Annotated in this window: 19 protein-coding genes; 6 read left to right on the top strand and 13 right to left on the bottom strand. The window is 51.9% G+C overall.

Translation table 11 applies throughout. From position 1 onward, the window contains the following. Positions 1 to 44: 44 nt before the first annotated feature. Positions 45 to 830 carry an envelope biogenesis factor ElyC gene (gene elyC, locus AAF463_RS06770; RefSeq protein ID WP_222233210.1) on the top strand — a complete coding sequence of 262 codons (786 nt, stop codon included), beginning with the start codon at positions 45 to 47 and terminating at the stop codon, positions 828 to 830. Here elyC and AAF463_RS06765 read toward each other — a convergent pair. From AAF463_RS06765 to serC, 12 genes are all read right to left on the bottom strand, one after another. Further along, entirely contained in the window at positions 810 to 1703 is an 894-nt protein-coding gene (locus AAF463_RS06765; protein ID WP_101760952.1) for a YcbJ family phosphotransferase, read from the bottom strand. The two genes, elyC and AAF463_RS06765, sit on opposite strands and share 21 nt — an antisense overlap. Positions 1704 to 1813: 110 nt before the next feature. Next, positions 1814 to 2563, bottom strand: coding sequence for a 3-deoxy-manno-octulosonate cytidylyltransferase (gene kdsB, locus AAF463_RS06760; RefSeq protein WP_350261752.1), 750 nt, complete (start codon positions 2561 to 2563; stop codon positions 1814 to 1816). Then, positions 2560 to 2742 carry a Trm112 family protein gene (locus AAF463_RS06755; RefSeq protein WP_007887424.1) on the bottom strand — a complete coding sequence of 61 codons (183 nt, stop codon included), beginning with the start codon at positions 2740 to 2742 and terminating at the stop codon, positions 2560 to 2562. Before AAF463_RS06755 ends, kdsB begins: the two co-directional genes overlap by 4 nt. 90 nt (positions 2743 to 2832) lie before the next feature. Further along, positions 2833 to 4050, bottom strand: coding sequence for a winged helix-turn-helix domain-containing protein (locus AAF463_RS06750; RefSeq protein ID WP_350261751.1), 1218 nt, complete (start codon positions 4048 to 4050; stop codon positions 2833 to 2835). A gap of 22 nt (positions 4051 to 4072) precedes the next feature. Beyond that, the gene (lpxK, locus tag AAF463_RS06745; protein ID WP_137385495.1) at positions 4073 to 5074 is read right to left on the bottom strand and encodes a tetraacyldisaccharide 4'-kinase; all 1002 of its coding nucleotides are present in this window, start codon (positions 5072 to 5074) and stop codon (positions 4073 to 4075) included. Continuing rightward, positions 5071 to 6819 carry a lipid A ABC transporter ATP-binding protein/permease MsbA gene (gene msbA, locus AAF463_RS06740; protein ID WP_101760956.1) on the bottom strand — a complete coding sequence of 583 codons (1749 nt, stop codon included), beginning with the start codon at positions 6817 to 6819 and terminating at the stop codon, positions 5071 to 5073. The genes lpxK and msbA overlap by 4 nt, the downstream gene beginning before the upstream one ends. A 34-nt stretch (positions 6820 to 6853) precedes the next feature. Continuing rightward, positions 6854 to 9112 (bottom strand): DNA internalization-related competence protein ComEC/Rec2, encoded by a 2259-nt coding sequence (locus AAF463_RS06735; RefSeq protein WP_350261978.1) that lies wholly within the window; start codon positions 9110 to 9112, stop codon positions 6854 to 6856. 206 nt (positions 9113 to 9318) lie between these two features. Then, on the bottom strand, positions 9319 to 9603 hold the full coding sequence (gene ihfB, locus AAF463_RS06730) for an integration host factor subunit beta (RefSeq protein ID WP_003849360.1): 285 nt from the start codon (positions 9601 to 9603) through the stop codon (positions 9319 to 9321). 86 nt (positions 9604 to 9689) lie between these two features. Next, the gene (gene rpsA / locus AAF463_RS06725) at positions 9690 to 11366 is read right to left on the bottom strand and encodes a 30S ribosomal protein S1 (protein WP_052025984.1); all 1677 of its coding nucleotides are present in this window, start codon (positions 11364 to 11366) and stop codon (positions 9690 to 9692) included. A gap of 121 nt (positions 11367 to 11487) precedes the next feature. After that, a complete protein-coding gene (cmk, locus tag AAF463_RS06720; RefSeq protein WP_192234411.1) occupies positions 11488 to 12168 on the bottom strand; it encodes a (d)CMP kinase in 681 nt (226 codons plus the stop codon). Between the two features lie 197 nt (positions 12169 to 12365). After that, complete coding sequence (gene aroA / locus AAF463_RS06715; RefSeq protein ID WP_350261750.1) at positions 12366 to 13652, bottom strand: 3-phosphoshikimate 1-carboxyvinyltransferase; 1287 nt, start codon at positions 13650 to 13652, stop codon at positions 12366 to 12368. An 80-nt stretch (positions 13653 to 13732) separates the two neighbouring features. Continuing rightward, positions 13733 to 14818 (bottom strand): 3-phosphoserine/phosphohydroxythreonine transaminase, encoded by a 1086-nt coding sequence (gene serC / locus AAF463_RS06710; protein WP_101760959.1) that lies wholly within the window; start codon positions 14816 to 14818, stop codon positions 13733 to 13735. 310 nt (positions 14819 to 15128) lie between these two features. On the opposite strand from serC, the gene ycaO reads away from it, so the two are divergent. The 4 genes from ycaO to pflA all read left to right on the top strand — a co-directional run bounded on the left by ycaO (position 15129) and on the right by pflA (position 21366). Further along, on the top strand, positions 15129 to 16892 hold the full coding sequence (ycaO, locus tag AAF463_RS06705) for a 30S ribosomal protein S12 methylthiotransferase accessory factor YcaO (RefSeq protein ID WP_350261749.1): 1764 nt from the start codon (positions 15129 to 15131) through the stop codon (positions 16890 to 16892). Between the two features lie 356 nt (positions 16893 to 17248). Then, positions 17249 to 18109: a formate transporter FocA gene (gene focA / locus AAF463_RS06700; protein ID WP_101760961.1), complete on the top strand. Its 861-nt coding sequence runs from the start codon at positions 17249 to 17251 to the stop codon at positions 18107 to 18109. A 69-nt stretch (positions 18110 to 18178) separates the two neighbouring features. Next, positions 18179 to 20461 (top strand): formate C-acetyltransferase, encoded by a 2283-nt coding sequence (pflB, locus tag AAF463_RS06695; RefSeq protein ID WP_101760962.1) that lies wholly within the window; start codon positions 18179 to 18181, stop codon positions 20459 to 20461. Between the two features lie 164 nt (positions 20462 to 20625). Further along, a complete protein-coding gene (pflA, locus tag AAF463_RS06690) occupies positions 20626 to 21366 on the top strand; it encodes a pyruvate formate lyase 1-activating protein (protein WP_101760963.1) in 741 nt (246 codons plus the stop codon). Between the two features lie 55 nt (positions 21367 to 21421). Here the strand turns inward: pflA and AAF463_RS06685 are convergent, their stop codons facing one another. After that, positions 21422 to 22573: an MFS transporter gene (locus AAF463_RS06685; RefSeq protein WP_101760964.1), complete on the bottom strand. Its 1152-nt coding sequence runs from the start codon at positions 22571 to 22573 to the stop codon at positions 21422 to 21424. On the opposite strand from AAF463_RS06685, the gene AAF463_RS06680 reads away from it, so the two are divergent. Continuing rightward, on the top strand, positions 22521 to 22715 hold the full coding sequence (locus AAF463_RS06680; RefSeq protein WP_277974957.1) for a hypothetical protein: 195 nt from the start codon (positions 22521 to 22523) through the stop codon (positions 22713 to 22715). The two genes, AAF463_RS06685 and AAF463_RS06680, sit on opposite strands and share 53 nt — an antisense overlap. Positions 22716 to 22768 lie beyond the last annotated feature (53 nt).

Genomic DNA, 22768 nt, shown 5'->3' with positions numbered 1-22768 from the left:
AACCGTCTGGCAGCTGTTTTTTTGGACAAAAGAGGCCATATTCGATGTTTTTCGCATTTAAAAAAGTCATTGGCGGGATGTTGCTTCCCTTGCCGCTGCTGTTATTAATGATGGCGGCAGGACTTTTGCTGCTCTGGTTCAGCCGCTGGCAAAAAAGCGGCAAAATCCTCATCTCTTGCAGCTGGCTGCTGCTGCTGATTTTGAGCCTGCAGCCGGTTGCCGATCGCCTGCTGTCACCGCTGGAAAATCATTATCCCACCTGGAACGGTAACGAGCCGGTCGATTATATCGTGGTGCTCGGCGGCGGCTATACCTTCAATCCGAATTGGGCACCGAGTTCCAACTTGATTAATAACAGTCTGCCGCGTGTGGCCGAAGGCGTGCGTCAGTGGCGGCGCTATCCGCAGGCCAAAATGATCTTTACGGGCGCAGCAGCCGGCGAAAACCCACGCAGCAGCGCCAGCGTGGCGGCCGAAGTGGCGGAAAGTCTGGGCGTGCCATCAGCAGCGATTATTCAGTTGGATCAACCCAAGGATACGATTGGCGAAGCTCGCGCGGTGAAACAGACGATTGGTGAACACCCGTTCTTACTGGTGACTTCCGCCAACCATCTGCCGCGTGCCATGCATTTCTTTCAAAGTGCCGGCATGAATCCGCTGGCCGCACCGGCAAATCAGTTGGCAGTGACCTCGCCGCTAAACTGGTGGGAACGCGCTATTCCGTCACCGCTGTGGCTGGCACATAGTGAGCGTGCGATCTATGAAACGCTGGGACAAACCTGGCAGAAGCTGCGCGGTGACGATCTCACCTCAACCCAGCCAGGGGAGTAATTGCGCGCGGGCGTGATCGAAGCGCGGACGGTCAAACTGTCCGCTGCTGACCAACGTGTCGACGCAATCCCACAGCTGATACAACCAGCGCCGCCAGAGGAAACCTTCCGCCACAGGCGCGCGCTGCAGATAGTGCTGCAGCAGTGACGCTTCTGCGCCGCTATCCGCCAGGCGCATCAGATCGTATTCGCGCGGTGCCCAGAGAATGTTGCCCGGCTGCATCATGGCAATAAGCTGATCGCTGTGCGCATCTTTTAACATACTGGCTAAGCGCAGGTTGCCGTGCATCAATACGCAGGGATCGTCAAAACCGTTGAACAGACGCGGTAATAGCTGACGGCTGCGAAACAGAATCTGACGATCTTCCAGTGTAAAAAACGGCGGTGACAAATAACCCAGCGTTGACCACAACACATCCACCCGCTGGCGATACCATGCGGGCCAGTTATTCTCCTGCACGCTGTCCACGCTGCCGACTAAGCCATGGCTGTCAATACGATGCCACGCCAGCACGCCTTCGACGATCTGTTCGCACAGCTGTTCCCAGCGCGCTGCGCTGCGGGCCGGAGCTTCCGCAGATACACCGTTAAAGCGTGCCATCAGCAACATTTCATGTACCGGCTTTTGCTGGCTAAGCACCAGACCAAACACGGCAGGCACGGCGATCAAGCCATCATGGCCGAGCATGGTCAGTTTTTTAGCTTCCAGCGCAGCGCGTCCCTGATGACGAAAATATTTCGCCACCAGCGGCATCGGTTTACCGGCGTTATCGTAAAGCGCATACAGCCGCGTGTGCGCCTGCTCGCTAATGGTTTCGAGACGACTGATGCTTTCACCAAGCACCAACGCGAGTTCTGAACGGAGCTGTTCCATGCAATATCCTCCGACGTCAAAGGGCTGGAATATGCTGGAGGTGATGGCGGCGCAAAGCTTAGCGCCAGATCAAACTTTCAGGCCAGCGAGAGCCGCTGGCCGGTCGGAGATTAACCCTGCATAGCGAGACGAACCCGCTCAAGGTCTTCCGGCGTATCCACCCCAACACTTGGGATAGTTTTTGCCACCGCGACGTGAATCTTTTCACCGTACCACAGCACGCGCAGCTGTTCGAGCAACTCAATGTGCTCCAGCGGGCAAGGTTCCCACGCGATGTAGCGACGGATGAAACCGGCGCGATAGGCGTAAATGCCAATGTGGCGGAGCAGCGTGTCGCCAATCTGCTCGCGCGAACGCGCATAACGCTCGCGATCCCAGGGAATGGTGGCGCGTGAGAAGTAGAGCGCATAACCTTTGGCGTCCATCACCACTTTCACCGCGTTCGGGTTAAAGGCTTCTTCTGCATTGGTGATCGGCACCGCCAGCGTCGCCATCCCGGCTTCAGATTGCGCCAGATTACCTGCCACCTGACGTACAATCTCCGCCGGGATCATCGGCTCGTCGCCCTGCACGTTAACGATGATCGTGTCGTCGGCAAACTGATACTTTTCGATCACTTCGGCCAAACGCTCAGTTCCGGACTGATGATCGACCCGCGTCATGCACACTTCGCCGCCAGCCGCCGTTACCGCCGCAGCCACATCCGGATGATCGGTGGCGACAATTACGCGATCGGCACCCGATTCACGGGCGCGTTCCATAACGTGCAGCACCATCGGTTTACCCTGAATATCCACCAGCGGTTTGCCGGGCAGACGGGTTGAAGCATAACGTGCAGGAATAATGGCAACAAAACTCATGGATGAATCTCTTCAACAGACAGCGTACGCGCTTCCACTTCCAGCAGCACTGGAATCCCGTCACGTACCGGGTAAGCCAGGCCATCCGGTTTACAGATCAGCTCTTGCTGCTCTTTGTTGAAATAGAGTTTTCCGTTGCATACCGGGCAAGCAACGATTTCGAGTAAACGGTGATCCATAATCTTCTCCATTCAGGACCGATTCAGACGGGTAGCATAGCATAATAGCGTGCGCGTGAATGACGCACTCAAGCCGGACAAATGGCAGCTTTATTCACCAATCGACCAGCGATTTGACCAGGCAGCCAGCAGTTCTGCTGGCGCATCTTCGATAATCACTTGGTTGGCGCCTTGCCACGCGGCGAAGCGATTAATGGCTTTTTGGACGTCATTAAGGAAAGCGTTACTGATGAGTGTGCCCTCTTCCAGCCAGAATGCACGAACCACTAATTGCTGCGCCTGACGCTCCATTTTGGCATCGATGCGCGCTTTCAATAATCCGCGATGCAGGACCGGCAGGACAAAATAACCATATTTGCGCTTTTCCGAAGGCGTATAGCACTCAATGCGGTAATCAAAATTAAACAGCTCCAGCGCGCGACGACGATCCCAAACCACTGGATCAAAGGGTGACAACAGCGCGGTATGCGTGGCAGAGAGTGGCTTTTCCAGCAGCGGCAATAATGCGTGGTGTAACCACATTTCGCCCAGTTGCTCGACCTCAACACGCACAATTTCTCCGCGCGCAGCCGCATCCTCAAGCCATGACTTGAGCGGTGCGCGTTTGAGCCGGTAATAATCGGCTAACCAACTGCCACGGAAAATGCCGAGACTGAATGCGCTGTGACTCAGCATCTGTAACACCGCTTCGTCTTCACTTAACGCATGTTGTTCATCAATCCAGTCCGGCATTACGCGGCTGTGCAGATCGTAAACCCGCTGGAAGTTGCGCCGCTCCACCACCATCAACTGACCCGCGCTGAACAAATTCTCCAGATGACGCTTATGCGGCTTCCACGCCCACCAGCCCGGTTTGGTCTGTTTATCATTACTGAAATCGGCTGCTCGCACTGGGCCGTTGGCGGAGATGTGTTGCAGTAGGTCAGTGATTTCCTGTTGATGTTCCTCAACCCATCGTTGGTTGTACTTCCAGCCCAGTCGCTGCGGTTCCAGCATGCGGTGGCGCAGCAACGGGTAATCTTCGAAAGGAATAAAACAGGCTTCATGAGCCCAATATTCAAATAATGCGCCCGAGGCCAGCGCCTCTTCCAGCCAGTTGGTCTGATACGCGCCAAGGCGGCTAAACAGCACCAGATAAGGACTGCGTGCCACCACATTGATGGTATCAATTTGCAGCAAAGACATCTGACGCACAGTCGCGTGTATATCAGCAAAGCGCGCACGTCGGCCTAAAGGACGTAACAGTCCCTGAGCAGCCAGATGCAGATGACGAGCAGTTTGCAACGAGAGGGAAGCGACGAGGTTCATAACTCCATTCCCTTTTTGGTGGTTAGCGCGAACGGGCGTCGCGCGCGGTAGTGCAGAGATGGGTGATATCGTCTAACAAGGTTGTCACCGCCGTGCCTTGCAGATGCGCATCAACCGGCAAATACCACCAGTTTGGGCGAGCAAAACTACGGCATTTTACCGCATCTTTTTCCGTCATCAGCAAGCACTGATCTGCCTGAGTCAGACGCCGCAATTCGTCTTCGCTGTAAGCATGGTGATCGGCGAAGGCAATTTCAGCCACTGGCTTGATGCCTTGCTGCTTAAGCGTGTTGAAGAAGCGCGGCGGATGACCTATGCCGGCCATCGCGACAATTTCCGGCAATTGCGCTAACGCCACGCTTGCACCGTTGATCAGGTTGACCGCCAGACCGGGCTGCAATGACATCGCAATTTCGCCCGCCTGCGCATCGCCGCCGTTAACGATCACCGCATTTACGGTGCTAAGTCGTGAGGCGCGTTCACGCATCGGCCCAGCCGGTAACCACCAGCCATTGCCAAAACGACGCATCCCATCCACCACCACAATTTCGCGATCGCGCTGCAGCGCGTAATGCTGCAGGCCATCATCGGTGATAATCACATCCAGATCGTGCGCAGCGAGCAAGCCTTCTACCGCCAGACGCCGCCGTGGCGCAACGGCGACCGGCACTTGCGTGCGTTGAGCGATCAGCACAGGTTCATCGCCGGCCTGCGCCGTGGGCGTTTCAGCGGTAACCAGCAGCGGATAACGTTCAGCTTTTCCGCCGTAACCCCGCGACACCACGCCAGCACGTACTCCACGTTGTTGCAGCGCCTGCACCAACCAAATCACTACGGGCGTTTTACCATTCCCACCTGCGGTGAGGTTCCCCACCACAATCACAGGGCAAGGCGCGCGCCAACTTTTTCGCCAACCGCGCTGGAAGCTGAGGCGAATCAATAGGGTAATCGCCCCATAAAGCAGACTCAGTGGCCATAGCAGCAGCCATAACGGCGAGCGCCCGCTCCAGATGCGTTCGATCATTGACCGAACTGCAGTTTGTGAAGCTGCGCATAGGCGCCCTTCTGTTCAAGCAGCACGCTGTGAGTACCGCGTTCGACAATGCGACCATCTTCAACTACGACGATCTCATCGGCTTTCTCAATGGTCGACAGACGGTGCGCAATCACCAGTGAGGTGCGATTTTTCTGCAGCTCATCAAGTGCGGCCTGAATCGCCCGCTCAGATTCGGTATCGAGCGCTGATGTGGCTTCATCGAGAATCAAAATCGGGCAGTCGCGTAGTAACGCACGCGCAATCGCAATACGCTGACGCTGACCACCGGAAAGCAGCACGCCATTCTCACCTATCACGGTATCAAGGCCATTATCCATCTTCTGGATGAAGTCCATTGCATGCGCCATGGTCGCAGCCTGCTCGATTTGCTCGCGCGTGTATTGACCATTACGGGCATAAGAAATGTTGTTGGCGACGGTGTCGTTGAAGAGATGAACGTTCTGGGAAACCAACGCCACTTGATTACGCAGTGAACGCAGGGTGTATTCGCGCAGATCGTGGCCATCCAGCAGAATTTCACCGCTATCAATGTCGTAGAAGCGCGTCAGCAAGCTGGCCATAGTGGATTTACCAGAGCCAGAACGGCCGACCAGTGCAACGGTTTTACCGGCAGGCAGCGACAGGTTGATATCACGCAGCGCAGGAATTTCTCGGCCTGGATAGGTAAAAGTCACGTTGCGGAATTCCACATCACCCTTAGCACGATCCATTTCACGCTTGCCGTTATCCACTTCCTGCTCACTGTCAAGAATCGAGAACAGCGTCTGACAAGCCGCCATACCACGCTGGAACTGCGCATTCACGTTGGTCAGTGACTTGAGCGGACGCATCAGGGCGATCATTGATGAGAACACCACGGTGATGGTACCGGCTGTCAGCGTTTCCATCACGCTTGGGAAACTGGCGGCATAAAGCACAAATGCCAGTGCCAGCGAGGCAATCAACTGGATTACCGGATCAGAGATTGAAGATGCTGACACCAGTTTCATGCCTTGTTGGCGCATCCTGTTACTGACCTGAGAAAAACGCTTGGCCTCCACTTCCTGGCCACCAAAGATCAGCACTTCTTTATGCCCTTTTAGCATCTGTTCGGCGCTGGTGGTGACCTGTCCCATGGTGTTCTGCATGTTCTTACTGATGCTGCGGAAACGTTTGGAAACAGTACGAATAGCAAAGGAGACGATCGGTGCCAGCACAATGAGAATCAAAGACAGCTGCCAGCTGTAATAGAACATCATGATGAACAGGCCAATGATTGAGGCCCCTTCACGCACCACCGTAACCAGTGCACTGGAAGAGGAAGAGGCCACCTGTTCAGAATCGTAGGTGATGCGTGACAGCAGCGTCCCCGTTGATTGCTGATCAAAGAAGGTTACCGGCATGCCCATCATATGGCCGAACAGGCGGCGACGCATGTTCATGACCACGTTGCCGGACACCCATGAGATGCAGTAACTGGAGATATAACTGGTCACGCCACGTACCAGCATCAGGCCAATTACCACTAGCGGCATCCACAGCATTACGGATCTGTCTGCTTTACCGAAGCCATCATCCAGTAAAGGTTTCAACAGAGAGAGCATCAGGGTATCGCCTGCCGCATTGAGTATCAGCGCCACCGCTGACACATACAGGCCAGCCTTGTGGGGCGCAATCATCGGCCAGAGTCGACGGAATGTCTGCCACGTTGAGAGATCTTTATCTTGATGCATTATTTATTCACGCTGTTTGAAATAGCCGCTCATTCTACCTGGAATCGCGTTTGACGCCAAACCACTGATGGTACCATCGAGGCATTATTTGCTCTCTTAAGCCCTTAATTTGCCAATGACCTTGTCTGATACCCACATGAATCTGACCCGATTGTGCCGTGTCGTACCACATATAGCCTTGCTGACGATAGCGTTGCACCACGGCTGGCGCAGGCATACGCCAGGCGTTATACCGCGCCACCGAAGCAAATGCTGCTTTCCCAGCAACATTACGTAACAGTAATGCGCCTGATGAAGTCCGACTACCATGGTGCGGAACCTGCAAAATTGTCGCGTTCAGAGCCTCTTTTTCCAGCGCGACAATTTTTCTCTCGGCTTCTAACTCAATATCCCCGGTGAGTAACACGCTAAAGAGCCCGTCATCGACTCGCACCACACAGGAATTGTTATTTTGTCCCTGGGTCTGATTCTCCGGCGGCCACAAAGCGGTAAATTGCAATTTGCCCCACTGCCACCGCTGACCACGGAAGCATGGCAGGTGTCCGTCTTCCGCCAGGGCACTACGAATTGCTACCGCTGGATTAACTTTGAGCAATGAGTGTAGCCCACCACGGTGATCAAGATGCTTGTGGCTTAGTATCAAAGAATGGAGGCTTCTGCCGTGATACTGCAACCATGGCAGAATGACGCGCGAACCGGCATCATCCTGTTTCCAACCCGGTCCAACGTCATACATCACCACTTCATTGCCCTGTGTAATGGCAATCGCCAGGCCATGCCCCACATCAATCATGTCGATTTGCCAGTCATCACGCTGTGAAGCGCTGCGCCAAAGGATGATTGCGAGTATCAGGCTAAAGCACGGCATCACACTGCGATAAATCAGCTTGCTGCGCCAGAGAACTAATCCTACCCACAGCAGCACGATAGCAGGTAACGTATCGCTCCATGCCCACCAGCCAGCGGGTAACCACTGCAGCAGGAGCATGACCTGGCTTATGGAAAGATCCGCCAGAGACCATAATCCCGTTGAAATCAGCGGCACTGGCAATAGCACTGCCAGCAATATCAGTGGCACCGTGACAAAAGACACAACCGGCACCGCGATCAGATTTGCTAATAACGCACTCAGGCTTATTCCCTGAAACAGGAAGATTTGTAGTGGAGCCATGAGGATCATCATTCCTAACTGCAGATGTAGCAATTGCAATAACAGCCATCGACGCTTTGCGCGAAAGCGATGTGTTAATGGAAACCATTGATACCAGGTAATCAGCATCGCGACCGCCAGTGCCGACAACCAAAAGCTTTCTGACAGCACAGTTAATGGATCCAGTACCAGCAAAGCGCCGATACATAACGTCCAGACTTGCCAGCCACTGAGCTGCCAACCGGCGCTGCGCATCCCTATCCATAATATGAGCGCGATCATCGCGCGCTGGGCCGGTGCATGACTGCCAGAAACCCACGTGTAAGTCGCTGCGGTCATAACACTAACCAGCAGCGGAAATAAATGACCAATCAAATGACCCGGCAAAATTACCTGGATAGCACGCGCCAACAGCCATCCAACGCTGGCAGCTAATGCAATATGCATTCCCGAGATTGCCATCAAGTGGGCAGTACCTGTTTCCCGCAGCAACTGTCGCTGTTCTTCAGTCATGTTGGTACGTATACCAAACGCTAAAGCCTGCATAATTGCCGGTTGTTTGAGCGTATCGAATGCGGGTAGATGATGATTGATTAAACGCGTCCGCCAGTTGCAAGTAAGCGATTCCACCTGCTTACTGATGATGCGCCCTTGCAGCGGCGTGTGATTAGACAAGGCAAAGCGCTGCAGATCGAACTCGCCTTGATTTAATCTGCCGTGGACGGCACGCAGTCGCAGTTTCATCTGCCAGCGCTGACCGGCACAGTACGGTTGCTCCATCGAAGCATTATTGAGCATGACAAAGAGAGGTGGAAACTGATAACGCTGACCGACACGCAAGATTTGCACGGTTAATTGCTGCTTCTGTTCACGAACTTCAGTCACCCGTACAGTGGCTTCAATTGTGGCGGCAGTCAGATCCCCAATGGCATTGACCATCTGGCGGGCTTCAGTCAATGTCCAGGCCACCATTAAGAGAGCAATCCCTGCAAGCCGTAGCAACGTGATTGGCATCAACCCAAGCGCCACAGCGAGTACAACCATGATGACTATTCCGTTGGCAGCGGGTATATGCGGCAATATGCCCAACGGCAATGCCGAGGCAATCATCAATCTGGCCAGAACAATCCAGTTCATATGCATCATTACTCTCCCTCATTGGCGGAAGAGTGTGCCGAGAAAAGCAGGGATTTACTTCATTGAAAAGAGAGTGTGTCGCGATGGATTCCGAGACTTTTGCAGAGATTACATTGATGAGACTTCATTTTGGAAAGCAGATCTCAATTCCGCATACTCTAAGCAAAAAAAAACGACACCCTAGAGTGTCGTTTTTATCGTTCGGTAGCGGCTTAGCCGTAGATGTTCGCACGGTCACGCAATTCTTTGCCCGGCTTAAAGTGGGGAACGTATTTACCTTCCAGATCCACTTTGTCGCCCGTTTTCGGGTTACGCCCCGTACGCGGTGCACGGTAATGCAAAGAAAAGCTGCCGAATCCCCGGATTTCAATGCGCTCGCCCTGGGCCAACGTAGTGGCCATGTGCTCAAGCATCTCTTTGACCGCATCCTCAACGACTTTCGCCGGAATATGAGTATGCTGGCCAGCAAGTCTTTCAATTAGTTCTGACTTGGTCATGTAACCTCCGGTTAATCCTTATTTGGAAAGGTATGACAGCTTTTACCGAAACCGGACGATTTTCATCGTCCGGTGCCTTAGGTCGATTACTCGCCTTTAGCCGCTTTGAACGCTTCAGCCATCGCGCTAGAGAAGTTGCTGCCTTCATCCTGTTTGGTGTTAACAGTGTTGATAGCTTCTTTCTCATCAGCCTGGTCTTTAGCACGAACAGACAGGCTCACAACGCGGTTCTTACGGTCAACGCCGGTGAATTTAGCTTCAACGTCGTCGCCAACACTCAGAACCAGAGTTGCGTCTTCGATGCGGTCCAGAGAAGCTTCAGAAGCGCGCAGGTAACCCTCTACGCCGTCAGCTAATTCTACTGTAGCACCTTTCGCGTCAACTGCAGTGACTTTACCAGTCACGATAGCGCCTTTCTTGTTCAGGGTGATGTAGTTGTTGAATGGATCTTCAGCCAACTGCTTCACGCCCAGAGAGATGCGCTCGCGCTCTGCATCAACCTGCAGTACAACGGCAGCGATTTCGTCGCCTTTTTTGTACTCGCGAACGGCTTCTTCGCCAGTCGCGTTCCAGGAGATGTCAGACAGGTGAACCAGACCGTCGATGCCACCGTCCAGGCCGATGAAGATACCGAAGTCAGTGATTGACTTGATTTTACCTTCAACGCGATCGCCTTTGTTGTGGGTCTCAGCGAACAGCTGCCATGGGTTAGATTTGCACTGCTTCAGACCCAAGGAGATACGACGACGCTCTTCATCGATGTCCAGAACCATTACTTCAACCACATCGCCTACGTTTACAACTTTAGACGGATGGATGTTTTTGTTGGTCCAGTCCATTTCTGAAACGTGTACCAGACCTTCAACGCCTTCTTCGATTTCTACGAAGCAGCCGTAATCAGTCAGGTTGGTTACACGACCAGTCAGGCGAGTGCCTTCTGGATAGCGCTTAGCGATAGCAACCCAAGGATCTTCGCCCAGCTGTTTCAGGCCCAGAGATACACGGGTACGCTCGCGGTCGAACTTCAGCACTTTAACAGTGATTTCGTCGCCCACGTTGACGATTTCGCTCGGATGCTTAACGCGTTTCCAAGCCATATCGGTAATGTGCAGCAGGCCATCAACGCCGCCCAGATCCACGAATGCACCGTAGTCAGTGAGGTTCTTAACGATACCTTTAACTTCCATGCCTTCCTGCAGGTTTTCCAGCAGCTGATCGCGCTCAGCGCTGTTCTCAGATTCGATAACTGCACGGCGTGAAACCACGACGTTGTTACGTTTCTGATCAAGCTTGATTACTTTGAATTCAAGCTCTTTGCCTTCCAGGTGCAGAGTATCGCGAACCGGACGAACGTCTACCAGTGAACCTGGCAGGAACGCACGAATACCGTTCAGCTCAACTGTGAAGCCACCTTTAACTTTGCCGTTGATAACACCGGTAACAGTTTCAGCGTCTTCGTAAGCTTTTTCCAGCGTGATCCAAGCTTCGTGACGTTTAGCTTTCTCACGGGACAGCAGGGTTTCACCGAAGCCGTCTTCTACTGCGTCCAGCGCAACGTCAACTTCGTCGCCTACCTGGATTTCCAGTTCGCCGGCTGCGTTCTTGAACTGCTCTGCAGGAATTGCAGATTCAGATTTCAGACCCGCATCAACCAGAACTACGTCTTTGTCGATAGAGACAACAACGCCACGAACGATGGAACCCGGACGGGTTTCGATTTCTTTCAGGGACTCTTCAAAGAGTTGAGCAAAAGATTCAGTCATATTGATAATCTTAGGATTCTTCAATTTAACGTCCACCTGACTTCATTGTCGGATGGGGTTGTTTCACATGCCCTGCACCGGGTCCTTGGTACAGGGTTACAGCAATTCGGTTGCCGAAAGATTAAATGCCCAACTTACGCTTAGCATAATCAAGCGCCTTTTCAATCACTTGCTCAATCGACATACTGGTTGAATCCAGTACCAGAGCATCTGTGGCAGGCACTAAAGGGGCGATGGCACGATTACGATCGCGGTCGTCGCGTTCCCTTATCTCGGATAAAAGGCGATCAAAGTTAACATTAAAGCCTTTCTCCTGCAACTGTAGCATACGGCGATGCGCACGCTCTTCCGAGCTGGCGTCGAGGAATATTTTCACTGGCGCATCAGGGAAAACCACGGTTCCCATATCGCGTCCATCAGCGATTAAACCGGGCTCTTCGCGGAATGCACGTTGGCGTCGAAGCAATGCCTCACGCACCCGCGGGAAAGCGGCAACGCGCGATGCGGTGTTGCTGACTTCTTGCGTGCGGATTTCACCGGTGACATCTTCACCTTCAAGAACCACCTGCATTTCACCGTCAACCGATAGAAAACGCACATCAAGATGCGCAGCCATCGGTACTAATGCTTCCTCGGACTCAATATCCACCTGATGGTGAAGTGCGGCCAATGCTAAAACGCGATAAATAGCGCCAGAATCCAGTAAGTGCCACTGCAACGACTCCGCCATCGCTTTACATAAAGTCCCTTTACCCGCGCCACTTGGCCCATCGATGGTAATAACCGGGGCGATTGCCGTCATTGTTCTCTCCTGTTGCTGCGTGCTTATTGTCAGCCCTTCCAGGCCGCCTGGATTGCGCGGCATTATACGCTGCCTGCGTCGGGTTAGTACCCTTTAGCGTAGACAGCGCTAGAAATATAGACAGATTCAGAACAATTTCCGCCTGATAAGGCCAGAAGAGAGCAAAGAAACCCGGCGCAGTGCACCGGGTTAAACGATCAGGAAGTATGACTGATTTTCGCCAACTGCTGGAAATAGCTCGGGAAGGTTTTAGCAGTGCAGCCTGGATCAAGGATGGTTACCGGCGTATCGGACAGAGCCACCAGTGCGAAGCACATTGCCATACGGTGATCGTTGTAAGTACCGATGTCCGCATGTTGCAACTGAGCCGGCGGTGTGACACGAATAAAGTCTTGCCCTTCTTCTACTTCCGCCCCCACTTTGCGTAACTCAGTCGCCATCGCAGCAAGACGGTCGGTCTCTTTTACGCGCCAGTTATAGATGTTGCGCATCAACGTGGTGCCTTGAGCGAAAAGGGCAGTAGTTGCAATTGTCATTGCCGCATCGGGAATATGGTTCATATCCATATCGATTGCCGTCAGCGATCCGCGTGTGCAAGAGATATAGTCATCTCCCCACTCAATCACTGCGCCCATCTTTTCCAGCACATCAGCAAAACGGATATCGCCCTGCACGCTGTTGCGGCCAATACCGGTTACACGTACGGTACCCCCTTTAATGGCAGCGGCAGCGAGGAAATATGATGCAGAAGACGCATCACCTTCCACCAGATAATCGCCCGGAGACTGGTACTGTTGCTGCCCTTTAACCACAAAACGCTGATAGTCCTGATTATCAACATCCACACCAAAGCAGCGCATCAGGTGCAAGGTGATATCAATGTAAGGCTTAGAAACCAGATCGCCTTTTATGGCGATGATGGTGTCTTGCTGCGCCAGTGGCGCGGTCATTAGCAATGCCGTGAGAAACTGGCTGGATACACTGCCATCGACGCTGACTTCCCCACCAACAAAACCACCATTAAGACGCACTGGCGGGTAATCGGTCTGTTCGAGATAGTCAATCTTTGCTCCGCCCTGACGCAGTGCATCAACCAGATGACCAATCGGACGCTCTTTCATGCGTGGCTCGCCAGTCAGAACGATTGACTGCTCGCCCAAACACAGCGCGGCAGCCAAAGGTCGCATCGCTGTACCTGCGTTACCGAGAAAAAGCTCAAGCGGTTTTTCAGCATGTAAAGGGCCCGCGTTACCTATCACTTCGCATACGGTGCGATCGTCTGAGAGCGTATAGCTGACACCCAGCGCTTTGAGGGCATTCAGCATGTGCTTAACGTCATCGCTATCAAGCAAGTTAGTCAGGCGGGTGGTGCCCTTTGCCAGCGCGGCCAGCAAGAGTGCGCGGTTCGAGACGCTTTTTGAACCCGGTAAGTTTACCGTGCCGTCAACGCGAGCAATCGGTTGTAGAGTCAGGGAGTCCTGCATGTGAAACCAAATCTCCAGAAAATACGAGACCCCATCGAGTGACGGGGTCTGATACCAGACAAGCTGGCATGAAAAAGCAATTAGCCGTGGCGACGTTCGAAGTCGACCATGAACTCAGTCAGCGTTTTAACCCCTTCCAGCGGCATCGCATTGTAGATCGATGCACGCATACCGCCAACCACGCGATGGCCTTTCAACGCGTGCAGCCCAGCCTTGAGAGACTCTTCCAGGAACACTTTGTCCAATGAGGAATCGGCTAACTGGAATGGCACGTTCATACGTGAACGGTTTTCGCTTGCGACATCGTTGCGATAAAACGCACTGTTATCAATCACGCCATACAATAAGTCGGCTTTTGCCTGATTCAGCTTGTCCATCTCAGCCACGCCGCCCTTCTCTTTCAGCCATTTGAATACCAGGCCAGAGAGATACCATGCGAAAGTCGGCGGAGTGTTAAACATCGATTCGTTTTCGGCCAGCACCTTATAATCAAGGATAGAAGGCACATAACGTTGTGCTTTGCCTAGCAGATCTTCGCGCACAACCACTAAGGTTAAGCCCGCCGGTCCGATATTTTTTTGTGCGCCAGCGTAGATCACGCCATAGCGACTCACATCGATTGGACGAGACAGAATAGTAGAAGAGAGATCGGCAACTACGACTTTATCGCCAAAATCCGGCTCTTCATCGATAGCAATGCCATCAATCGTTTCGTTCGGGCAGAAATGGACATAAGCCGCATCATCATTTAACTGCCATTCACGCATTGGTAATAAAGCACGCTTACCATCACGCGTGGTTTTAATATCAATGGTATTTGGCGAGCAGAATTTCTCGGCTTCTTTAATTGCGCTGTGAGCCCAGTAACCGCCGTCAATATAATCTGCGGTTTTTGCATCACCCAGCAAGTTGCCGGGAATGGCCGCGAACTGCGCACGCGCACCGCCATGGCAGAATAAAACTTTGTAGTTGGCTGGGATCTTCAGCAGATCGCGAAAATCTTGTTCTGCCGCTTCTGCAACAGCAATAAACTCTTTACTGCGGTGACTGATCTCCATCACCGAGGTGCCTAAACCGTGCCAGTTTGTCAGTTCTTGTTCTGCGCGACGGAGCACTTCTACCGGCAGCATAGCCGGGCCAGAGCTAAAATTATAAACCTGAGTCATTTCCCCTCACCACTGTCATATCGAACGGTTATGAATACCCAACCGGTTTTATCATTGCCTCCAGATGGCTGCAATCATTAATCCGGCAGCGATCACATTTCCAGAGCCAGCTCCACCGCAGCTTATGTCATAAATGCATTCAGCCATGGAATTTTGTGAGGTTGTTCCAGAAAGAAAAATCGCCAAGCGGAATGGCGTAACAACCTTAACCAGTCTGAGATAAATTTGGCTGACTGAATAGCGAAGCACGCATAAAACCCGTATTATTGCCCGCTTTACGCCCACCCCATTGACTTAAGAGAGCGCCACCATGACGCAAACGTTTATCCCCGGAAAAGACGCCGCACTGGAAGATTCCATTGCTCGCTTTCAGCAGAAACTGCAAGACCTTGGTTTCAATATTGAAGAAGCTTCCTGGCTGAATCCGGTGCCACACGTCTGGTCAGTACACATTCGCGATCGCGACTGCCCGCTGTGCTTTACAAATGGCAAAGGTGCTAGCAAAAAAGCCGCTCTGGCTTCAGCGCTGGGCGAATATTTTGAGCGCCTCTCTACTAACTATTTCTTCGCCGATTTCTGGTTGGGTGAATCCATCGCTAATGGCGATTTTGTTCACTATCCGAATGAAAAATGGTTCCCGCTCACTGAGGACGACAGCCTGCCAGAAGGCATTTTGGATGCGCGCCTGCGCAAGTTCTATGATCCTGATGAGAGCCTGGGTGCTTCTGAGCTGATTGATCTGCAATCCGGCAATGACGAGCGTGGAATTTGTGGCCTGCCATTTACCCGTCAATCTGACCAGCAAACAGTGTATATCCCGATGAATATCATCGGTAATCTGTACGTTTCGAATGGTATGTCTGCCGGTAACACCGCGAACGAAGCGCGTGTACAGGGTCTTTCTGAAGTGTTTGAGCGTCATATTAAGAATCGCATCATCGCCGAATCCATCAGCCTGCCAGAAATTCCAGCAGAGGTGATGCAGCGTTATCCTGGCGTAATTGAAGCAATTGAACGTCTGGAAGCAGAAGGTTTCCCAATCTTCTCATACGATGCGTCACTCGGCGGCAAATACCCGGTTATCTGCGTTGTTCTGTTCAATCCAGCAAATGGTACCTGCTTCGCTTCGTTTGGCGCACATCCGGACTTTGGCGTCGCACTGGAGCGTACCGTTACTGAACTGCTGCAGGGCCGCGGTCTGAAAGATCTCGACGTGTTCACACCGCCAACGTTCGATGATGAAGAGGTAGCGGAACACGCTAACCTGGAAACGCATTTCATCGATTCAAGCGGTCTGATTTCATGGGATATGTTTAAAGACGATGCCGATTATCCTTTCGTCGACTGGAGCTTTGCGGGTACCACTCACGAAGAGTTTGATACGCTAATGGCGATCTTCCGTGCGGAAGATAAAGAAGTCTATATCGCTGACTATGAACATCTGAGTGTTTACGCTTGCCGCATTATCGTGCCGGGCATGTCTGATATTTATCCAGCAGAAGATCTGCTGCTGGCAAATAACAGCATGGGCGCACCACTGCGCAAAACCCTGCTGGCGCTGCCAGACAGCCAATGGGAACCCGAAGCCTATCTCGAGCTGATTGTGCAACTGGATGAGGAAGGTCATGATGACTTTACTCGCGTGCGCGAGCTGCTGGGTCTGGCATCAGGCAAAGACAATGGCTGGTACACGCTGCGTATCGGCGAGCTGAAAGCCATGCTGGCGCTGGCCGGCGGCGACCTGGATCAGGCTCTGATCTGGACTGAATGGACGATGGAGTTTAATCAGTCCATCTTTAGTGAAGAGCGCGCAAACTACTACCGCTGCCTGCAAACCTTGCTGCTGCTGGCAATGGAAGAGGAACGCGATCCGCTACAATATCATCGCGCCTTTATTCGTATGTACGGCCAGGCTGCTGTTGAGGCTGCTTCAGCGGCAATCAGTGGCGAAGCGCCCTTCTATGGATTGCAAGCGGTCGATCTGGATCTGAAAGCTTTCCCTGCGCATCAATCATTACTCGCTGCCTATGAAAAGCTCCAGACAGTTAAACGTCGTTATTGGTCACAAAAATAGCCTTAACGCTTAAATTTCCATTTATAGAAATTAGGGTATTGGTCAATGGCACTGAAAAAATCAGTGCCATTTTTTTATATTGATCATACAAAGAGATTTAAGTGCATTATTAAATAACAATTCAGCTTTAATCGTTAATGATATTTAACAAAATCTAGTCTTGCCCGCAGCCACCTTCAACTTATTTTGCATAAATTAAAAATTATTTATTACAATAAATTCAATAATTTAAGCAGCACTCAGACGCATTTACGCTTCGCTTATCAGCGACCTTCCGGTCAAATATGATCCACATCAATTTCTGACCTATACTCCTTTGTTAATATCTTTACAGGCAATTTTTGGAGAGCGTTAGTGTGAAAGCTGACAACCCTTTTAATTCATTATTACCGGCGGCAATGGCGAAAGTTGCAGAAGAAGCCGGCATATATAAAGCTACTAAACGTCCTTTAACCACCTTCTTCCTTGCCATCACTGCTGGCGTATTTATCTCAATCGCATTTGTCTTCTATATCACTGCGACCACCGGAAGTGGAGCAATGCCCTACGGCATAGCAAAACTGATCGGCGGTATCTGTTTCTCGCTCGGTTTAATGTTAGTCGTGGTGTGCGGTGCTGACCTGTTCACCTCAACTGTTTTGATCGTGGTGGCAAAAGCCAGCGGCCGTATCACCTGGCTGCAACTCGGTCGACACTGGTTGACGGTCTATATCGGTAACCTGTTTGGTGCGCTGTTCTTTGTCGCGCTGATCTGGTTAGCCGGTGAACACATGGTGGCGAATGGTGCCTGGGGTTTGAATGTCCTGCAAACCGCTGACCATAAAATGCATCACACCTTTATTGAAGCAGTGAGTCTCGGCACGCTCGCCAACCTGATGGTTTGCCTGGCGGTGTGGATGAGTTATTCCGGCCGCAGTCTGATGGACAAAATGTTTGCGATGATCCTACCGGTGGCGATGTTTGTTGCCTGCGGTTTTGAACATAGTATTGCCAACATGTTCCTTATCCCGATGGCCATCGTTATCCGTGATTTTTCCAGCCCGGAATTCTGGCAAATGGCTGGTGCAAGCGCAGCACAGTTCCCGTCACTAAGCGTTAGTGACTTTATTGTTAACAACCTGATTCCCGTGACCATCGGCAACATTATTGGCGGCGGATTATTAGTCGGTTTGACCTACTGGGTAATCTATCTGCGTGGCGATGAGCCGGTGCATTAATGAATTGGTACGGGCGTGCTGAGTCAGCGCGCCATACGTCAAAGTCTCCCTTAATAAGGCAGGTATATCATGTCCGAACTGAATGAAAAAATGGCGTCAGCCTGGGAAGGATTTAGCGCCGGCGAATGGCAGAACAGCGTCAATGTCCGTGACTTTATCCAGAAAAACTACACACCGTATGAAGGCGACGAATCCTTCCTCGCTGGCGCGACGCCGGCCACAACTAAGCTGTGGGACAGTGTACTTGAAGGCATCAAAATCGAGAACCGCACCCACGCGCCGGTAGATTTTGACACCGATCTGGCTTCAACCATCACCTCTCATGATGCCGGCTACATCAGCAAATCGCTGGAAAAAATCGTTGGCCTGCAAACTGAAGCACCTTTGAAACGTGCCATCATCCCGTTTGGCGGCATCAAAATGGTTGAGGGTTCTTGCAAGGTTTATGGCCGCGAACTTGATCCCGCGCTGAAAAAAGTCTTCACTGATTACCGCAAAACCCATAACCAGGGCGTGTTCGATGTTTACACCCCTGACATCATGCGCTGCCGTAAATCAGGCGTGTTGACGGGTTTACCGGATGCCTATGGCCGCGGTCGTATCATCGGTGACTATCGCCGCGTTGCGCTGTACGGCATCGATTTTCTGATGAAAGACAAAGTTGCGCAGTTCAACTCTCTGCAGAGCGATATGGAGAATGGCGTTGACCTCGAAGCCACCATTCGCCTGCGTGAAGAGATCTCTGAACAGCACCGCGCACTGGGTCAGATCAAAGAGATGGCTGCGAAGTATGGTTCAGATATCTCGCTGCCCGCTACCAATGCTCAAGAAGCCGTTCAGTGGACTTACTATGGCTATCTCGCGGCGGTGAAATCTCAGAACGGTGCGGCAATGTCCTTTGGTCGCGTATCCACCTTCCTTGATGTGTATATCGAGCGCGATATTCAGGCCGGAAAACTGACTGAAGAAGAAGCACAGGAACTGATTGACCATCTGGTGATGAAACTGCGTATGGTGCGCTTCCTGCGTACGCCTGAATACGATGAGCTGTTCTCCGGTGACCCAATCTGGGCAACAGAATCACTGGCGGGTATGGGCGTCGATGGTCGTACTCTGGTGACTAAAAGCACCTTCCGTTTCCTGAATACGCTTTACACCATGGGGCCATCTCCGGAGCCAAATATGACCATCCTGTGGTCAGAAAAACTGCCGGTTAACTTTAAGAAATACGCCGCAAAAGTGTCTATCGATACATCCTCATTGCAGTATGAGAATGATGACCTGATGCGTCCTGACTTCGACAACGATGACTATGCTATCGCCTGCTGCGTTAGCCCAATGATTGTCGGTAAGCAGATGCAGTTCTTCGGTGCGCGTGCCAACCTGGCAAAAACCCTGCTGTACGCAATCAACGGTGGCGTTGATGAAAAACTGAAAATGCAGGTGGGTCCGAAAGAAGCACCAATCACTGACGAGATTCTTGATTACGACATCGTGATGGAGCGCCTGGATCACTTCATGGATTGGCTGGCTAAGCAGTACGTCACCTCCCTGAATATCATTCACTACATGCACGATAAGTACAGCTACGAAGCTTCACTGATGGCGCTGCACGATCGTGACGTTTATCGCACCATGGCCTGTGGTATCGCGGGTCTGTCTGTTGCGGCTGACTCACTTTCTGCCATCAAATACGCCAAAGTGAAAACCATCCGTGATGAAGATGGTCTCGCAGTAGACTTTGAAATTGAAGGCGAATATCCGCAGTTTGGTAACAACGACTCTCGCGTTGATGACATGGCGTGCGATTTGGTTGAACGTTTCATGAAGAAAATTCAGAAACTGCAAACCTACCGTAACGCGGTGCCAACTCAGTCAGTGCTGACCATCACTTCTAACGTGGTTTACGGTAAGAAAACCGGTAATACGCCAGACGGACGTCGTGCGGGTGCGCCATTCGGTCCGGGTGCTAACCCAATGCACGGCCGTGATCAGAAAGGTGCGGTGGCTTCACTGACCTCCGTTGCGAAACTGCCCTTTGCTTACGCGAAAGACGGCATCTCTTATACTTTCTCCATCGTGCCAAATGCACTGGGTAAAGATGATAACGTGCGTAAAACCAATCTTGCTGGCCTGATGGATGGATATTTCCACCATGAAGCCAACATTGAGGGCGGCCAGCATCTGAACGTTAACGTGATGAACCGTGAGATGTTGCTGGATGCGATGGAACATCCTGAGAAGTATCCGCAGCTGACCATTCGCGTATCCGGTTATGCTGTGCGCTTCAACTCGCTCACCAAAGAGCAGCAGAAGGATGTAATTACCCGTACGTTCACTCAGTCGCTGTAATCGTAGTTCACTGAGATTGAAAGGCTCCTGCGGGAGCCTTTTCTCCACAAGTCCGTTTTGCCAGTTTGCTGGTGCTGGCGACCTGGCAAAATCGACTTTCACTTTTAGAGCACAACATAGATTGTGCTGCCTGATATTCAGGCCCACCTGGAGAACTCATCGCAATGTCAACCATCGGTCGTATCCACTCCTTTGAATCCTGCGGCACCGTTGACGGCCCAGGCATCCGCTTCATTACCTTTTTTCAGGGCTGCCTCATGCGCTGCTTGTATTGCCATAACCGCGATACATGGGACACGCATGGCGGTAAAGAAGTTACCGTTGAAGAGTTGATGAAGGATGCGCTCTCATATCGTCACTTCATGAATGCATCTGGCGGTGGCGTGACGGCGTCGGGTGGCGAAGCGATCTTACAAGCGGAGTTCGTGCGTGACTGGTTCCGCGCTTGCCAGGCAGAAGGCATTCATACCTGTCTCGACACTAACGGCTTTGTTCGTCGCTACGATCCGGTGATCGATGAATTGCTTGATGCCACTGATTTGGTAATGCTCGATTTAAAACAGATTAACGATGATGTGCATCAGATTCTGGTGGGCGTTTCCAATCATCGTACGCTGGACTTTGCGCGCTATCTGCAGAAGAGAGGCAAACGCACCTGGATCCGCTTTGTAGTGGTGCCTGGCTACTCCGATGATGATGACTCCGTTCATCGCTTGGGTGAGTTTACCAAAGATATGGATAACATAGAGAAGATCGAATTGCTGCCTTACCACGAGTTAGGCAAACACAAATGGATCGCCATGGGCGAAGAGTACAAGCTGGATGGTGTTAAGCCGCCGAGCAAGGAAACCATGGAGCGAGTGAAGAATATCCTCGCCAGCTACGGCCATGAAGTGATGTATTAACCGCAAACAAAAGGGGAACCACCGGCTCCCCTTTTTACTATTTCATGGGAATGCGTTAAGCATGTGCGACAGGAGTAGCCTGATGATCGGCTTTGCGCAGTAACATCACCAGATAAACCAGTGCAACTGCAGCAATCATCACAAACAGCAGGCGGTCAGAGTAATTCTGCATCAGCATTGACGTCATTCCCGGCCCCACCAAACTGCCCACGGTATAGCTAAACAGTAACGCCTGATTCATTGCCACTAACTCATGATGCGCGACGGTTTCGCACGCCCAGGACATCGCCACCGGATAAAGTGTAAAACCAGCAAGACCCAGCACAAATAGCGCTGGCGCCATCGCAGTATCACCTAACATAGCAATCGCACCCAGGATAACCACAAACACTTGCACACGCAGCACCATCAGACGACCAAAGCGATCGGCTAAACGTCCTACCGGCCACTGACCGACAATGCCGGAACTGACCAGTAACGCCATCCAGTAACCGACGTTTGCATCACTCATACCCTGATGTGACAGATACAACGGCATCAAGCCATAAAGTGAGCCGAGAACGATACCGGAAATAATGCAGCCATTGATGCCGAGACGAGAACTACGACGACGCAACATAACCCAAAGGCGCCCCGTTGAAGCTTCTTCTGTCGCAGCGCTGGTATTGACATGCACAAACACTACCGGCAATACCGCACAGATAATCAGTGCAGTCACCCATGGAATCACGTGGAGCAGCTCGGTCGACACGCGGCTCACCAGCAACTGGCCTGCAACAGTGCCGAGGTAATAGATGATCATATAAGCCGCCAGCAACTGACCGCGATTACGCACGGTACCGCTGCATAACAAGGCACTCTCAACCACCACCCAAATCAGCGCACAACCGACACCTGCGGTAAAGCGCAGTAATGTCCAGCTATAGAAACCATCCAGTATCACCATGCCCATGGTCGCTACGGCAAAAAGCACGCTGGCAAGGTAAAAACAGCGATTAAAACCATAACGAGTAATCAACCAGCCCGCGAGCAAGGTGCCCAGCAAGTTACCGGTGTAATACGATGAGCTAGCCATTCCCACTTGCCAGGTCGGCAATTGATCATGGGTAAGCCAGAGCGGTACCAGCGTATTAAGCACAGCGATAGACACCGTCATGAGCATTAAGCCGCAAAGCAGCAAAACGACGGGGCGCGACCAGGTTGACATAGGGAATAAAACCAAAAGAAATGACGATAATTGCGCGCAGTTTGCCATCCGCTATCTTAAAGTCAATGTGCAAAAATTCGTCGCCGCACGATTTGCTGCGGAACAATTTATTTTTTTTATCTTCAGAGGGTTAGAAGCATGAGGAGGGATACAAGTCTGGCATCTATCTATTTGAATTTACGATTTTTAATGGTT

The sequence above is a fragment of the Pantoea sp. BJ2 genome, assembly GCF_040255075.1.
Lineage (GTDB): Bacteria > Pseudomonadota > Gammaproteobacteria > Enterobacterales > Enterobacteriaceae > Pantoea > Pantoea leporis.
This window is presented reverse-complemented; position numbering and strand designations above follow the sequence as displayed.